The 14,082-nt window shown below is 62.3% G+C and carries 14 protein-coding genes; 4 read left to right on the plus strand and 10 right to left on the minus strand.

Annotation, left to right across the window (positions count from 1 at the left end):
* Window positions 1-15: 15 nt before the first annotated feature.
* From ABIE16_RS15555 to ABIE16_RS15595, 9 genes are all read right to left on the minus strand, one after another.
* Window positions 16-1,524 (minus strand): aldehyde dehydrogenase family protein, encoded by a 1,509-nt coding sequence (locus ABIE16_RS15555; RefSeq protein WP_429521493.1) that lies wholly within the window; start codon window positions 1,522-1,524, stop codon window positions 16-18.
* Window positions 1,511-2,578, minus strand: a complete 1,068-nt coding sequence (locus tag ABIE16_RS15560) for an aminoglycoside phosphotransferase family protein (protein WP_429521494.1) — start codon at window positions 2,576-2,578, stop codon at window positions 1,511-1,513. The genes ABIE16_RS15555 and ABIE16_RS15560 overlap by 14 nt, the downstream gene beginning before the upstream one ends.
* Before the next feature lie 5 nt (window positions 2,579-2,583).
* Window positions 2,584-2,928 (minus strand): cupin domain-containing protein, encoded by a 345-nt coding sequence (locus ABIE16_RS15565; RefSeq protein ID WP_154908652.1) that lies wholly within the window; start codon window positions 2,926-2,928, stop codon window positions 2,584-2,586.
* Window positions 2,929-3,073: 145 nt separating this feature from the next.
* On the minus strand, window positions 3,074-3,442 hold the full coding sequence (locus ABIE16_RS15570) for a cupin domain-containing protein (protein WP_429521495.1): 369 nt from the start codon (window positions 3,440-3,442) through the stop codon (window positions 3,074-3,076).
* Entirely contained in the window at window positions 3,435-4,718 is a 1,284-nt protein-coding gene (locus ABIE16_RS15575) for a glycosyltransferase (protein ID WP_349736764.1), read from the minus strand. Before ABIE16_RS15575 ends, ABIE16_RS15570 begins: the two co-directional genes overlap by 8 nt.
* A 32-nt stretch (window positions 4,719-4,750) precedes the next feature.
* Window positions 4,751-5,830 carry an ABC transporter ATP-binding protein gene (locus tag ABIE16_RS15580; RefSeq protein WP_154908655.1) on the minus strand — a complete coding sequence of 360 codons (1,080 nt, stop codon included), beginning with the start codon at window positions 5,828-5,830 and terminating at the stop codon, window positions 4,751-4,753.
* Complete coding sequence (locus ABIE16_RS15585) at window positions 5,823-6,629, minus strand: ABC transporter permease (protein WP_349736762.1); 807 nt, start codon at window positions 6,627-6,629, stop codon at window positions 5,823-5,825. The genes ABIE16_RS15580 and ABIE16_RS15585 overlap by 8 nt, the downstream gene beginning before the upstream one ends.
* A complete protein-coding gene (locus tag ABIE16_RS15590) occupies window positions 6,626-7,486 on the minus strand; it encodes an ABC transporter permease (protein WP_150815039.1) in 861 nt (286 codons plus the stop codon). Before ABIE16_RS15590 ends, ABIE16_RS15585 begins: the two co-directional genes overlap by 4 nt.
* A gap of 82 nt (window positions 7,487-7,568) precedes the next feature.
* On the minus strand, window positions 7,569-8,624 hold the full coding sequence (locus ABIE16_RS15595; protein ID WP_349736761.1) for a polyamine ABC transporter substrate-binding protein: 1,056 nt from the start codon (window positions 8,622-8,624) through the stop codon (window positions 7,569-7,571).
* A gap of 198 nt (window positions 8,625-8,822) precedes the next feature.
* Here ABIE16_RS15595 and ABIE16_RS15600 point away from each other — a divergent pair, with 198 nt between their 5' ends.
* The 4 genes from ABIE16_RS15600 to ABIE16_RS15615 all read left to right on the plus strand — a co-directional run bounded on the left by ABIE16_RS15600 (window position 8,823) and on the right by ABIE16_RS15615 (window position 12,940).
* Entirely contained in the window at window positions 8,823-9,755 is a 933-nt protein-coding gene (locus tag ABIE16_RS15600; RefSeq protein ID WP_349736759.1) for a GntR family transcriptional regulator, read from the plus strand.
* A 99-nt stretch (window positions 9,756-9,854) separates the two neighbouring features.
* Complete coding sequence (locus ABIE16_RS15605; RefSeq protein ID WP_349736758.1) at window positions 9,855-11,138, plus strand: glycosyltransferase; 1,284 nt, start codon at window positions 9,855-9,857, stop codon at window positions 11,136-11,138.
* Between the two features lie 31 nt (window positions 11,139-11,169).
* On the plus strand, window positions 11,170-12,567 hold the full coding sequence (locus tag ABIE16_RS15610; protein WP_349736756.1) for an NAD(P)/FAD-dependent oxidoreductase: 1,398 nt from the start codon (window positions 11,170-11,172) through the stop codon (window positions 12,565-12,567).
* Between the two features lie 13 nt (window positions 12,568-12,580).
* Window positions 12,581-12,940 (plus strand): cupin domain-containing protein, encoded by a 360-nt coding sequence (locus ABIE16_RS15615; protein ID WP_349736754.1) that lies wholly within the window; start codon window positions 12,581-12,583, stop codon window positions 12,938-12,940.
* Here the strand turns inward: ABIE16_RS15615 and ABIE16_RS15620 are convergent.
* Entirely contained in the window at window positions 12,937-14,004 is a 1,068-nt protein-coding gene (locus tag ABIE16_RS15620; RefSeq protein WP_349736753.1) for a GGDEF domain-containing protein, read from the minus strand. The two genes, ABIE16_RS15615 and ABIE16_RS15620, sit on opposite strands and share 4 nt — an antisense overlap.
* Between the last annotated feature and the right edge of the window lie 78 nt (window positions 14,005-14,082).

The following is a 14,082-nucleotide window of genomic DNA, read 5'->3' on the forward strand; positions in this document are numbered from 1 at the left end:
GTGTGCATCCCGGCTTCAGGCCGGATCGCGATAGAACACGTCGTCGGCGTACGGGTACCACCAGTCCTGAATCTTCGGCTGGTGGTCGATGATGACCATTTTCGAACGGCGGAACGCTTCCAGCCCCTGACGCCCTAGTTCGCGCCCAAGGCCGGACATCTTCCAGCCTCCGAACGGCAGCGCATCGTTGTCGATCAGCGGATTGTTGACCCAGACCATCCCCGCCTCCAGACGCTCGGCGGCTTCCATGGATTCGGCCAGGTCAGTGGAAAACAGCGAGGCACCGAGGCCGAACGGCGAGTCGTTGGCCAACCGCACCGCTTCATCGAAATCGCTGACCCGGCAGATTGCCGCCACCGGGCCGAAGCACTCTTCCTGCAAAATCGCCATGTCACCGGTCACGCCGGTGAGGATGGTCGGTTCATAGAACCAGCCGACGCTGTGCCCGGGTGGAATGCGCCCGCCACACACCACTTTCGCGCCCTTGGCCACGGCGTCATCGACCAGGCGCATGACTTTATTGCGCGCGGCTTCGCTGACCATCGGCCCGATCTCCGAGCGTTCCAGGCCATGACCAATGCGCAAGGCACGGGTGCGCTCGGCGAATTTCGCGACAAATTCGTCATGGATTTCATCGACGACGTAGAAGCGTTCCGCCGAGGTGCAGATCTGCCCGCTCAAGTGGAACGCCGCGGTCACTGCGCCTGCCGCTGCCACTTCCAGCGGTGCATGCCTGGAGATGATCAGCGGGTCGCTGCCACCGGCCTCGATCACACAAGGTTTCATCCGTTCGGCACAGGCCACGGCCACCGCTTTGCCTGCCGCCACACTGCCGGTGAAGGCCACCGCGTGGGTCTGCGCCGACTGCACCAGCAACTGCGCGGTGACCGCATCGCCCGGTACACAAGACACCAGCCCAGGCAGCAACGCGGTGAAGTGCTCCATGAACTTGAGGGTGCACAGGGTCGTGGCTTCCGCCGGTTTGATGATGCAGGCGTTGCCCGCCGCCAAGGACGCGGCGACCGTCCAGCACATCAGCAGGATCGGAAAGTTGAACGGCATGATGTGCACGCTGACGCCATACGGCTCGTAACGCACATGCTGGAACGAGCCGATCTGCGTGGTGCCGGCGACCTTGCCGGCATCATCCCGGGCCATTTCTGCGTAGTAGCGAAAGATCGGCGCGCAGTTGGCCAGCTCGCCCATGGCTTCGGGAAACGGCTTGCCCATTTCCAGGGTCATCAGGCGCGCGACTTCACGGTTGCAGGCAGCGTTCTGTTCGATGGCGTTGGCCAGTTGATGCAGGCGCGCGGCGCGGCTTTTCGCGTCGATCAGGCGCCATTGGCGTTGCGCGGCGGTGGCGGCATCGGTGGCGGCTTGCACATCGGCTTCGCCACACACGCCGACTTGCCCGACCGGTTGCAGGGTCGCCGGGTCGAGCACTTCGCGCACGCGGCCCTCAGTCAGCGACAGGAACTCGGGATTGATGAAGCGCAAGGCAGAATCGCAGTTAAACGTGGCCATGGGATGATCCTTGAACCAATCGATAAGGGGTTTCACGCAACGTCGCCAGGGTCTGGGCGGGCAGTTCTTCACGCCAGCCCGGCACGTGCCGGTCGAGCCATTGGCGCAGCGGCGCAAAAGCCTCGGCGTCCAGGGCGCGGACAAACAGCCCCAGGGTGCGCGGCAGGTGCGCCAGGTAACCGTGCTTGCCGTCACGGCCGGCCAGGCGCACGAAAATCCCCAGCACCTTGGCGTGACGCTGGGCGGCCAGGCGCCGGTAATCTTCGAGAAAACCCGGCGTATCCAGCTCCGGGCGCTGCAACAGGTAATGACTGATCAGTGCCTTGCGCAGCGCTTCGGGCACATCGCGCCGGGCGTCTTCGAGCAGCGACATCAGGTCATAGGCCGCCGCCCCGACCAGGGCATCCTGGAAATCCAGCAAACCGCAGGCCGCGACACCTTCACGGCCTTGCAGCAGCATCAGGTTGTCGACGTGAAAGTCGCGCAGCACCAGGGCTTCGCGGCGTTTTGCGACATCGCGGCAGGCGTCGGCGAATAACGCCAGATATTCATCGCGCAAGTTGTGCGCCGCCTCTTTGCCGATCAGCAGCGGCACGTACCAGTCGATGAACAGCGCGTACTCGGCCGCCAGTCGCTGTTCGTCGTAAGACGCCAGTTCCGTGGCTGGCGTTGCGCGATGCAACGCCACCAGCGTATCGACCGCCAGGTGATACAACGCCGACTCCGAATGCCCGGCCAGCAGCAGCCGGGTGTAGGTGTCGTGACCGAAATCCTCGATCAACGCCAGCCCCGCCGCCTCGTCCACATCCAGCAAGGCCGGCGCGGACAGGCCCAGCCCCTGTAACTGCCGGGCGATCCGCACAAACGGGCCGATGGGCTCGCTGTCGGACGGCGAATCCATCAGCAGCAGGCCCGCGCCGTCCAGGCGGAAATAACGCCGGGTCGAAGCATCCGCCGGCAAGGCGACCAGCAAGGTCCCGGCGAAACCGGCGCGGGCCAGAAAGGCGGCGCGCTGGTCGTCACGGGTTGGCAATGACGCCAATGCATCTGTCATGGCAGTCACCGGATCATGTAGACCTTTTTGATGGTCTCGTGGACGGTGCACACACCCTTCCAGTCCTTGCCGAAGAAAGCGGCGGTGTCCGGCTTGATCTCGATCACTTCACCGGACTCGTGGACGTACGTGCAGCGACCGTCGAGAAAGTGGCAGAACTCGTCGCTGGTGACATGGCAAAACCACTTGCCCGGGGTGCAGATCCAGATACCGCATTCGGACTGGCCTTCCGGCCCTTTGTGCAGCACCACGCCGGATACACGGGACTCACCTTCAAGCATGGTCGGGATCACGCCCCAATCCTTGACGTCGGTGATGCTCAGCGGGTCGTACAGAAACGGGGTAGTCATGTGTTGTTCTCCAGGTTGTGTGTGTGTGTGTGTAGGAGCGAGCTTGCTCGCGATGGTCGTCAACGATGACGCGCGCTGTCTGGATGAGCGCGTTGTCCTGACGTTTTTCGCGAGCGAGCTCGCTCCTACAATTCGGCATTCAGACTCAGGCCAACATGTACACGTTACGCAGGGTTTCCCGGACGTGGCATTCGCCGGTCCAGCCGGCCGGGAACAGCACCAGGGTGTTGGGGCGCACTTCAATCACTTCACCGTTGTCGTTACGGTAAGTGGCGTGCCCCGCGATGAAGTGACACAACTCGTCCTGGGGAATCGACAGCCGCCAGCGACCGGGGGTGCACACCCACAATCCGGTTTCCGGGCTGTTGTTCGGGCCCTTGAACAGCAAGCGGCCGCTGGAATGCGAGACACCTTCGACGGCGTCGCTCTGCACGCCCCAGTCCACCAGGTCGGTGCGGCTGCTGACGGCTTCGAGGTACGGCGTGATACCCGCCGTGGTGGATGAATCAGGCATCGTTGAGCACCTTGTCGAGAATCGCGGCCGCGTCTTGCGGCCCCTTGCGTGATTGCATCTGCGCGCTGGTGCGCTGCAGGCGTTGGCGCATCGCCCCGTCGTTGAGGCACGCGTGGAGTTTTTCCGCGAGCTGTTCTTCGCTCCATTCGTAGCGATCGAGCTTGAAGCCGTGGCCGCTTTCTTCGGCGCGCATGGCGTTGTCGTGGCCGTCCCAGACGTAGGACATGACAATCGCCGGTTTGCCGAAGAACAGGCACTCGGTGAAACTGTTGTTGCCGCCGTGATGGATCACCGCGTCGACCTGGGCAATCACCGACGGCTGCGGGAACCAGTTGGAAATCTGCACGTTGTCCGGCAGGTCCGGGTATTCGTCGAGGTGTTCGCCGACGTTGAACAGCGCCCGGTAAGGCAGCTTGCCCACCGCCTCGATCAGGCGCTTGAGCAGCTCGACATCGCCGGAGCCGAGGCTACCGAAACTGGCGTACAACAGCGGCTTGTCGTTGTTCGCACGGAACTGCGGAATCTCGTACGGCGTGTCGTGGCGCACGCAACCTTGCAGGTAATGGAAGCGCTCGGCCGGCAAGGGATGGCGTCGGTCGAACTTCACCGCATCCGGGTACAGCAGCAGGTTCATGAACGGCGAGGCTTCAAAGAAGGTCCCCAGCGGATAGGGCTGCTCGCCATGGGCTTGCAGGAACTGGTTGAAGTCCTCGTGTATCGGCCCGACCACTTCCTCGAAGCGCTGGCGGAATTGCGCGTGGCCCGCCTTGTCGTCGATGCTCATGCCCGACAGGTGCGGCGGGATATCCGGGTCTTCGATCTCGTTCTCCGAGCAGGAAATGATCCGCACCCATGGCTTGCCGTATTGCTTGATTGCCGGGAACAGGATCACGTTGTCGACACAGATCAGGTCGGGCTTGACCTTGTCCAGCACCGCCGGCAGGTCCTTTTGCGCCCACTTGGCGGTTTCGACGATGGCCGCCCAGCATTCCTTGACGTAGTTGTCGATCTGCTCCAGCGGCGACTTGCGGAAATTCGGAATGTGGCCGTTGATGAAATCCACCCAGTAGCGGGCCATCTCTTCGGCCGGCATCGGCGCCGACATGTTGACCATGTGCTCTTCAAAACCATAACCGGCGTAGACACCGCTCATGCCCGGGTCGGTGAGGAACACCGCTTTATGCCCCAGGGCCTCACAGGCCTGGGCGATACCCACTGAGTTCAGCGCCGGGCCGTAGGCGGCTTCCGGAAAGAATGCGATCACTTTCTGTTTCATCGAGTGCTGCTCCTGCCTGGTCTTTTTATTGTTCAGCGCGTCAGTACGCGGGCATGCCGGGCCTGCCAGCCCAGCCGGATGGTCGTGTCGATTGCAAAATGGGCGAATTCAAACTGCGAGGACGGCACGCGCACGATCAGCGGTTTGTCGCTGAGGGGGGTCTGCACGTGCAGGTTGGTGTCGAGGCCGTGGTAGGCGATTTCGACGATCTTGCCGCTGACCTGATTGGCGCAATCGCTGCCCTGCTCCGTCAGTACTTGCAGGCGTTCGGGACGAACCACCACGGCGACGGATTGGCCGGTCACCAGCGGCGCGTCGGTTTCGACGTTCAGTTCCTGACCGTTGACCCGCACCGAGTGCTGGCCCGAGCGCACGCCTTCGAGCAGGTTGCTGACGCCGATGAAGTTGGCGACGAAGCGGCTGTTGGGGTTTTCGTAGAGTTCGGTCGGGCTGCCGCACTGGCACACCTTGCCGCCATCGAGCACGGCCATGCGGTCGGACATCACCAGGGCTTCTTCCTGGTCGTGGGTGACGATGATGAAGGTGATGCCGCTCTCGTGTTGCAGGCGTTTGAGTTCCAGCTGCATCTTTTCCCGCAGCTTCTTGTCGAGGGCGCCCAAGGGCTCGTCGAGCAACAACACCCGCGGACGCTTGACCAGTGCCCGGGCCAGTGCCACCCGCTGACGCTGGCCACCGGAAAGCTGATCGGGCTTGCGCTCTGCGAGCTCACCCAGTTGCGCGGTGCTCAACACTTCATCGACCCGGCGACGGATTTCGGTTTCCGGCAGGCGCTCCATTTCCAGGCCGTAGGCAATGTTCTTGCGCACGGTCATGTTGGGAAACAGCGCGTAGGACTGGAACATCAGGTTCAGGGGACGCTTGTTGGCCGGCAGCGGCGAAATGTCATTGCCGTCCAGGTAGATGCAACCACCGCTGGGAGTCTCGAAACCGGCGAGCATGCGCAGCAGCGTGGTCTTGCCGCAGCCCGATGGCCCGAGCAGCGCGAAGAACTCGTTCTCGCGGATACTCAGCGACACCTCGTTGACCGCCAGACCGTTGCCATAAGACTTGCTGACCTTATCCAGGATCAGTACCGCGGATGAATTATTCATGGGTGCGAGGAGCCTTGTTGAGACGCTGCGAAGCCAGCAGCGCGGTGATGCTGACCAGCATCACCAGCGTCGCCAGAGCGTTGATTTCCGGGGTGACGCCGAAGCGGATCATGGCGTAGATCTGCATGGGCAACGTGGTCGAGGCCTGGCCGGAGCCCGAGTTGAAAAAAGCGATGATGAATTCGTCCACCGACAAGGTGAACGAGAGCAAACCGCCGGCCAGCACACCGGGAAAAATCACCGGCAGCAGCACTCGGCGCAAGGTGGTGAACCAGCTCGCACCCAGGTCAATCGAGGCTTCGAGGATCGAATAATCGAAGTGCTTGAGCCGCGTGCGAACCACCGCACAGACGAAGGCGATGTTGAACACCGCGTGGCTGATGATGATCGAGTGCAACCCCAGGCCGACCTTGAGCAGGTTGAAGAAACTCAGCAGCGCAATCGCCAGCACGATGTCGGGAATGATCATCGGCGCCATCAGCAAGGTGTCGACCACCTGGCCTTTGTCGTTGCCCTTGCGGCGCAACTCGATGCCCAGCGCCAGGAACGTGCCAAGCACGCAGGCAATGAAGGTTGCTGACAACGCAACGACCAGGGTGTTGAGCGCCGCCGACAGAATCGCCGTGTTGTGGGCCAGTGCCGCGTACCACTTCAGCGATACGCCGCCCCAGGCGGTGGGCAATCCGGACTTGTTGAACGACAGCAGGATCAACACCAGGATCGGTATATAAAGGAAGGCGTACACCAGCCCCAGGTGCGAACCCAGTACGGTGCTGCTGACAGAACGAGACTGACTCATGAGCGCGCCCCTTCTGCACGACGGGCCACCAGTGCCTGGATGAACAACAGGATCAACATGATTGCGATCAGGAAGAAACTCAGCGCCGCACCGAACGGCCAGTCCCGTGCCGTGAGGAATTGCGAATAGATCAGGTTGCCGACCATCTGCACCTGCTTGCCGCCCAGCAGATCGGCAGTGATGAAGTTGCCGATGCTCAACACGAAGACAAACACCGCACCGGCGGCGATACCCGGTACGCTCAACGGCAGGATGATCCGGCGAAAGGTCATCCAGCCCGAGGCGCCGAGGTCTTTCGAGGCGTCCCACAGTTCGTTGTTGATCCGTGACAGCGACGAGAAAATCGCCAGGATCACAAAGGGGATGTAGTTGTAGACCAGCCCCAACACGACGGACGACTCGGTGTACAGCAGGCTGATGGGTTCGCCGTTGTAGCCGAATAATTGCAGCATGCGGTTAATCAGGCCTTCGCGGTTGAGCAGGACGATCCAGGCGTAGGTGCGGATCAGGTAGTTGCTCCAGAACGGCAGCATCACCAGAAACAGATACACCGCCTGACGCCGCCGTGGCGCGCGGGCAATCGCATAGGCCGCCGGGTAGCCGATCAACACCGCGAACACCGTGGCCAGCCCGGCGATTTTCGCCGACTTGAGCAGGATGCCCAGGTACAGCGGATCGAACGCACGCTGGTAGTTTTCCCAGGTGAACAACCAGTCGATGCCGCCATAGGCGCCGCGTTCAACGAAGCTGTAGACCAGCACCAGCAGGCACGGAATCACCAGGAACATCAGCAGCCAGCCGAAGCCGGGCGCAAGAAGCCAGGCCGACAGACGCCTGTCAGCATGCAAAGCACTCATTACCCATATCCTCCCGCTTCAGGACAGAAGCGGCTTGCGAGCGTGGCGAGGCATGCCGGGCATGCCTCGGATCGACGTGGCGTTAGTTCTGCGCCGCCATGATTTCGGTGACGGCGCGGGTGTAGGCCTTTTGCGTGGTGCCGCCCAGGTCGCGCAATTGCTCCATTTTCAGCAGCTCGGCGGGGGCGATGGTCAGATTGGGGTATTGCTTGAGCAAGTCAGCGGACAACCCGGCCATAGCCGCTTGGTTGGGGACTTTGTAGAGGATGTTTTCAGCGACCCAGGCGTGGTTTTCCTTGGCCAGCATGAAGTTGATGAACTTGAAGGCCTGGTCCTGGTGCTTCGAACCCTTGAGCACCACCATGGTGTCCACCCACAGGTCGGAACCTTCCTTGGGCACCACGAACTTGATCGCAGCGTTGGCTTGCGTGCCGTAGTTGCACCAGCCGTCCCAGGCGTGGGCCATCAGCGATTCGCCGGAGGCCAGCTTGGAATAGAAGGTGGTGTCGTCGAAGGAGAGGATGCGTTTTTTGGTGGCGATCAGTTGGTCGCGAACCGCGGCGATTTGCGCGGGGTCGCTGTCGTTGACCGACCAGCCCTTGGCGAGGAAACCGGCGCCGAGCATCCAGCGGTCGGTGGCGAGCATCGTGACCTTGCCCTTGAGGGCATCGCTCGGATTGAGCAGCTCGTTCCAGCTCTGTGGCGCTGGTGTCACCTTGTCGGAGCGATAGCAGATGCCGGTGGTGCCCCAGGTGTAAGGCACGGAGAACCGGTTGCCCTGGTCATATTCCAGGTGAGTGGCTTCGGGGTAGAGGTTTTTCAGGTTGGGAACCTTGACCGGATCGATGTCCGCCAGCAGCCCCTGTTTGTGCAGGACTTCGGCGAAGGGCGAGGAGACGAACACCACGTCATACCCTTCGCCACCGGAGGCCATCAGCTTGCCCATGATTTCTTCGTTGGTGGCGTGCAACGCCTTGTCGACGTCCACACCGCTGGCAGCCTTGAACTTCTCCAGCGCATCCGGAGCCATGTAGCCGTCCCAGATGGAAATCACCATGTCTTTCGCACTTGCAGCCTGTGAAGCGATCGCCAGAGAAACGGCCAATCCCACGCACAGAAGATCATTCAGCTTGCTCATAAATACTCACCCGACGATTGTTTATTGTTGTGTTCGAAGGCAGTACGGCAAAACGAGAAACGATTGCTTGTGTTTTTTTTTAGAAATTAGGACCAGTATCAAAAGATGTCAACGCTTTTTTACGGCCTGACGCTTCGCCAGCGCATGACATAAGATGAGCACCTGAGTCCGACAGCGGATCACAACGAGAAAAGACGCTTGAGCACGACAGCCGAAAAAAAACCGCGCACCAATCACCTGGAGCTGGCCCGCCGCATCCTCGAGCACACCCAGGAAAGCGCAATGGTGGCCGGCGACCCGGTGGCCGAACAAGCCCTGGCCCGGACCTTCCAGGTCTCGCGCACGCTGATTCGCGGCGCGTTGAAAGTGCTGCTGGAAGAAAACCTGCTGAGCCACGAAGCCGGCAAGGGCTACCGACTGCTGGCCTCGCCGGTGGGCCAAGCCTTCAACGCCACCCTGCCGCAAGCCGAGGAAGAAGAATTGGCCGCCTCGGTGCTGCGCGACCGCATGGCCGGGCGCCTGGGCGACAGCATCAGCATCAGCGAACTGATGCGCCGCTACGACATCGGCCGGCCGGCGGCACAAAAGGCCCTGCAGCAATTGAGCGAAAGCCAGGCCATCGAGCGCGGCCCCGGCCAGTCCTGGCTGTTTCGCCCGTCGCTGAACAGCTTGGCCGCGCTCGAAGAAAGCCTGAAATTCCGCCTGATCCTTGAGCCTGAAGCCCTGCTCAGCCCCAGCTTCAATGCCGACCCGCAACGCCTGGCGCTGTTGCGCAGCGCCACGCAAAGCCTGCTCGCCCGCCCCGTGGAAGACTTCGACATCCAACAATTTCGCGAACTGGACATCAGCTTCCACGAATTGCTGGCCCAGAGCTGCGGTAACCGCTTCATCAGCGACGCCCTGCTCCAGCATCAGGGCCTGCGCCGCCTGCCGAACCTGCTGCCATCGGTGAGCGTACACCGCCTGCAGGAAGCGCTGCGCGAACACCTGCAAATCATCGCGCAGATCGAACGCGGGCAGATGGAGATCGCCGCCGACCTGCTGCGCCTGCACCTGCGCCTGAGCGCCGCGCAACGCCCGCAAACCGCCAACCGTGGCATCCCGCAAAGCCATCTGTTCGGGCGTCGCTAACCGGCTCGCAAAAACATGATGATTTTTTTTTGAAAATAAGACAGCATCAAAAACACCTTCAGGAGCGGCGGGTCTGACCCGCCATGGACAGTCCTCGCCATGCAAAAACAAAAACTGATCGCCCTGTTTCCGGAAGCCAGTTTCGGCGCGGCCTTGAACTGCATTGGCATCGCTCAGTCGCTGCGTGAACTGGGCGCCAAGCCGGTGTTCATCTGCCATGAACATTTCCAGGGGTTGTTCGCCGAATACGGTTTCGACGAGTACCCGATTCCGCAAGCGAGCCCGTTGTCGGCGGCGGAACACCAGCACTACTGGGAACGCTTCATCGAGCGCAGCATTCCCTACTTCGACCAGACCCCGCTGGCACAGATCGACAGCTATGTGGCGCCGGCCTGGGAAGCCATCATCGATACCGCCATCGAAGCGGAAAAACCCTTGCAGCAGTTGCTCGGCCGCCTCAAGCCCGACGTGATCGTGCTCGACAACGTGGTGATGTTCCCGGCCATCGCCAACGCCGGTTGCCCCTGGGTGCGGGTGGTGTCCTGCGCCGAAACCGAACTGCCGGATGCGGCCGTTCCGCCGTACCTGTCCGGGTGCCTGGCCAGCGACACCCAGGCCTGTGAGCGTTACACCGAGCAGTACCTGAAGGCTGTCGCGCCAGCCCATGAACGCTTTTCGCAATTTCTCCTCGGCAACGGCACCGCGCCGTGCCCAGCAGGGCAGTTCCTCACCGACTCGCCATGGCTGAACCTGCTGCTGTCACCGACGCCAGTGCGCTATGAGCGCCAGCAACCGCTGGACCCGCAACGCTACGTGTACCTCGACGGTTGCGTACGCCGCGAAGCGCCGTACATTGTCCCGGACTTTCCACGGCACAACGACGCGCCGCTGATCTACCTCAGCTTCGGCAGCCTCGGCGCGGCCGACACCGGGATGATGAAACGCCTGATCAGCACGATCGAAAGCTTGCCGTACCGCTTCCTGGTCAACGTCGGCGCCTACCGCGACATGTACACCACCGTGCCGGACAACGTGTACCTGGACAGCTGGTTTGCCCAGCCGGCGGTACTCAAGGAATGCGATGTGTTCATCCACCACGGTGGTAACAACAGCTTCTGTGAAGCGCTGTACTTCGGCCTGCCATCGCTGATCATCCCCTATTGCTGGGACGGCCACGACAACGCCGCCCGCGCCGAGGAAGTCGGTGTCGGCCGCTACCTGCCGCGCTTTGCCGATCCCGTCGCCGCCCTGCCCGCCGCCCTTGAACAGCTGCTGGGCGACCAACCGATGAAACAACGCCTCCAATCGTTCAGCGAGCGCATGCAGGCGACCCGCGGTACTGACATTGCCGCGCGGGCGATCCTGGCGCTGCCAGACCTCTAGTCATAACAACAAAAACCGTCGGAGTTTGAGCATGAATGCCCCATCGCGTCTCGATGCGCTTGACCATGTCCTGCCCCATCCCTTCTGGCAGGACACCGTCACCCCGCCGCCCGCCGCACCTTCCGTCACCGGCACGGTGCAATGCGACCTGGCCGTGGTCGGCGGCGGATTCACCGGATTGTGGACCGCCCTGCTGGCGCGTCAGCGCAACCCCGGGCTGAGCATTGCGATCATCGAGGCACGACGCTGCGGCGGTGAGGCCAGCGGGCGCAACGGCGGTTTCTGCGCGCCGAGCATTTCCCATGGGGTGTCCAATGCGCTCAAGCGCTGGCCGGATGAAGCCGAGCAACTGATCCGCCTCGGCCGGCAGAACCTCGATGAACTGGCCGCCGACCTGCAACGCTTTGGCATGTACGTCGAGTTCGAACGCCATGGCAAACTCAACGTCGCCAGCCAACCGTGGCAGGTCGACGGGTTGCGCTCGATGCAGCGTAACTACGCGCGGTTCGGCATTGACTGCGAGTGGCTGCAAGGCCGCGCTCTGACGCAGAGACTCGACTCCCCGGCGTATGCGGCCGGCCTGTTCGAACCCAATTACGCCCTCCTCAACCCGGCGAAAATGGCGGCCGAACTGCGCCGCGTTTGCCTTGAACAAGGGGTCCAACTGTTCGAAAACAGCCCGGTCCTGAAACTCGATGCCCGCAACGACAGCCTGCGCCTGCGCACTGCCGACGGCGAAGTCATCGCCGGACAAATCGCCCTCGCCACCAACATTGCCCCGCCGCTGCTCGGCCATCTGGCATCGAGCGTGATCCCGGTCTACGACTACAGCCTGGTCAGCGAACCATTGAGCGATGCGCAGCTGCAAGCCATCGGCTGGACCGGTCGCTATGGCATCGCCGACGCCGGCAACCAGTTCCACTACCTGCGCAAGACCGCCGACAACCGCATTCTCTGGGCTGGCTTTGATGCCATCTACCATTTCGGCGGGCGCCGCGACGAAGCCCTGACCCAGCGACCGCAAAGCTTCCAGCGCCTGGCCGAGCAGTTTCACCAGACTTTCCCGGCCCTTGGCGATGTGCGCTTCAGCCATGCCTGGGGCGGCATCATCGACACCTCGGCGCGCACCACGATGTTCACCGGTTGCGAACACCAGGGCCGCGTCGCCTATGCCTTGGGCTTCACTGGACAAGGGGTGTCCGCCAGCCGCTTCGCCGCGCTGAACATGCTCGACCTGCTGGCCGGCGAGCGCACCGAACGCACCGAACTGCTGATGACCTCCAAGGCGCCGTTCCGCTTTCCGCCCGAACCCTTGCGTTACGTCGGCGTGAAACTGGCCCAGCGCTCACTGGCGCGGGAGGACCGCGACGGTCACCGCGACCTGCTGCTCAAGACCTTCGATGCCTTTGGCATCGGTTTCGATTCCTGATCCGGAGACCACCATGTCCACAGCCCTGCCCCGGCACGTCATCGACTTCGCCAGCGACCTTGACCCCCGTGAAACTGAAATCAACGACCCGGCCGTGGTCGACGCGCCTTACCGCAGCAAGAGTTGGCGGCACTTTGTGACGCCTGAGAAAAACGCCGTGGCCGGTATCTGGGAAGCAGGACCGCACCGGGAGCATTGCCAGTGCGATTACGATGAGCTGTGTCACATCCTCGAAGGCACCGTGCGCCTGACCGATGCCGAGGGTGTCGCGCGCACGTTCGGCCCCGGTGATTCCTTTGTGGTCGCCAGCGGATTCAATGGCACCTGGGAAAACCTCACCACGGTGCGCAAGGTCTACTTCATCCTTGGCTAAACGGCCCCGACCGCTACGTCAGACTGCTGACGCACCTGATTGCGCCCGTTGCGCTTGGCCTGGTACAGCGCGTCGTCTGCGCGGGTCACCAGGCTTTCCGGTGTATCGCCGGGTTGTGCATGGGCCACGCCGAACGAGGCGGTGATGGTGTCCAGCACCGTGTCGGTGCCCCGGGCCTTGACCCGCAGCGACTGGATTTTCAAACGCAGGCGCTCGGCAAAAGCGCCCGCGGCGGCCAGGTCCGGACAATCCTTGAGCACCACGCAAAACTCCTCGCCGCCATAACGTGCCGCGAACGCTTCGCCAGGCAGCGAATCACGCAGCACCCGGGCGACATGCTGAAGCACGCGGTCGCCCAAGGGGTGGCCGTACTGGTCGTTGAATTGCTTGAAGTGGTCGATATCCAGCATGACCAGCGCCACGCCCGTCGCCATGTTGCTCAAGGCCTGTTCAAGCTGGCGGTTGAAGGTGGTGCGGTTGAGCAATTCGGTCAGGCCATCGAGGGTCGCGGCCAGTTGGGCGCGCTCCAGCTTGTCACGCAGGCTTTTGATTTCATGCTGTGCCGATTGCAACTGGGCGAGGAAGTGTTCCTGCTGCCCCTGCATCAGCCGGGTGCTCTGTTGCAGTTGGGTCAGGATGCTCGGCAAGCGCTCGCTGGCGGGCTCTTCAAGCATCTGCAGGTATTGGCCGAGGCTGGCCTGGAAATCCTGGTTACCCTTCACGCTGCGCGACACATCGCGCTCCATGTCGTCGACCAGATTGATCGCGTCCTGCTGCCCGGAGCGGGCGTCCGCCAGTTCATCGCGGATGATGTACTCGCGAAACAGCTTGGCGGCCGACTCCGGCGGGAAGTAGTCGAAGTCGTTGACCACCCGGTCCAGGTGCCGATTGAGCTCCGGCTCCTGGCCCTTGCTGTAGGTGTACCAGAGCGCGTAGTGCACCGGGTTGGGCGGAATGTTGTGACGAACCATCAGCGGCACTGCCTGCTTGAGCAATGCCGCCGCCTCGCGGGAGTCTTCTGGATACAGCGCTAGAACAGTCGCACGCGTGTCTGATTGGCTCATGGTTTCACTGTGATTGTTATCATTGGCGTTTGGCAAACTTGCTGAGCATAGCCATACGCCCGGCAAACGACCATCCCG

Origin of the sequence: Pseudomonas sp. 2725 (assembly GCF_050434585.1) — a bacterium.
GTDB classification, from domain to species: Bacteria; Pseudomonadota; Gammaproteobacteria; order Pseudomonadales; family Pseudomonadaceae; genus Aquipseudomonas; species Aquipseudomonas jessenii.

Excerpts from the sequence above, each read along its gene's own strand:
- ABIE16_RS15555 (WP_429521493.1), bottom strand. The coding sequence starts at position 1,524 with ATGGCCACGTTTAACTGCGATTCTGCCTTGCGCTTCATCAATCCCGAG.
- ABIE16_RS15560 (WP_429521494.1), bottom strand. The coding sequence starts at position 2,578 with ATGACAGATGCATTGGCGTCATTGCCAACCCGTGACGACCAGCGCGCC.
- ABIE16_RS15565 (WP_154908652.1), bottom strand. The coding sequence starts at position 2,928 with ATGACTACCCCGTTTCTGTACGACCCGCTGAGCATCACCGACGTCAAG.
- ABIE16_RS15570 (WP_429521495.1), bottom strand. The coding sequence starts at position 3,442 with ATGCCTGATTCATCCACCACGGCGGGTATCACGCCGTACCTCGAAGCC.
- ABIE16_RS15575 (WP_349736764.1), bottom strand. The coding sequence starts at position 4,718 with ATGAAACAGAAAGTGATCGCATTCTTTCCGGAAGCCGCCTACGGCCCG.
- ABIE16_RS15580 (WP_154908655.1), bottom strand. The coding sequence starts at position 5,830 with ATGAATAATTCATCCGCGGTACTGATCCTGGATAAGGTCAGCAAGTCT.
- ABIE16_RS15585 (WP_349736762.1), bottom strand. The coding sequence starts at position 6,629 with ATGAGTCAGTCTCGTTCTGTCAGCAGCACCGTACTGGGTTCGCACCTG.
- ABIE16_RS15590 (WP_150815039.1), bottom strand. The coding sequence starts at position 7,486 with ATGAGTGCTTTGCATGCTGACAGGCGTCTGTCGGCCTGGCTTCTTGCG.
- ABIE16_RS15595 (WP_349736761.1), bottom strand. The coding sequence starts at position 8,624 with ATGAGCAAGCTGAATGATCTTCTGTGCGTGGGATTGGCCGTTTCTCTG.
- ABIE16_RS15605 (WP_349736758.1), top strand. The coding sequence starts at position 9,855 with ATGCAAAAACAAAAACTGATCGCCCTGTTTCCGGAAGCCAGTTTCGGC.
- ABIE16_RS15610 (WP_349736756.1), top strand. The coding sequence starts at position 11,170 with ATGAATGCCCCATCGCGTCTCGATGCGCTTGACCATGTCCTGCCCCAT.
- ABIE16_RS15615 (WP_349736754.1), top strand. The coding sequence starts at position 12,581 with ATGTCCACAGCCCTGCCCCGGCACGTCATCGACTTCGCCAGCGACCTT.
- ABIE16_RS15620 (WP_349736753.1), bottom strand. The coding sequence starts at position 14,004 with ATGAGCCAATCAGACACGCGTGCGACTGTTCTAGCGCTGTATCCAGAA.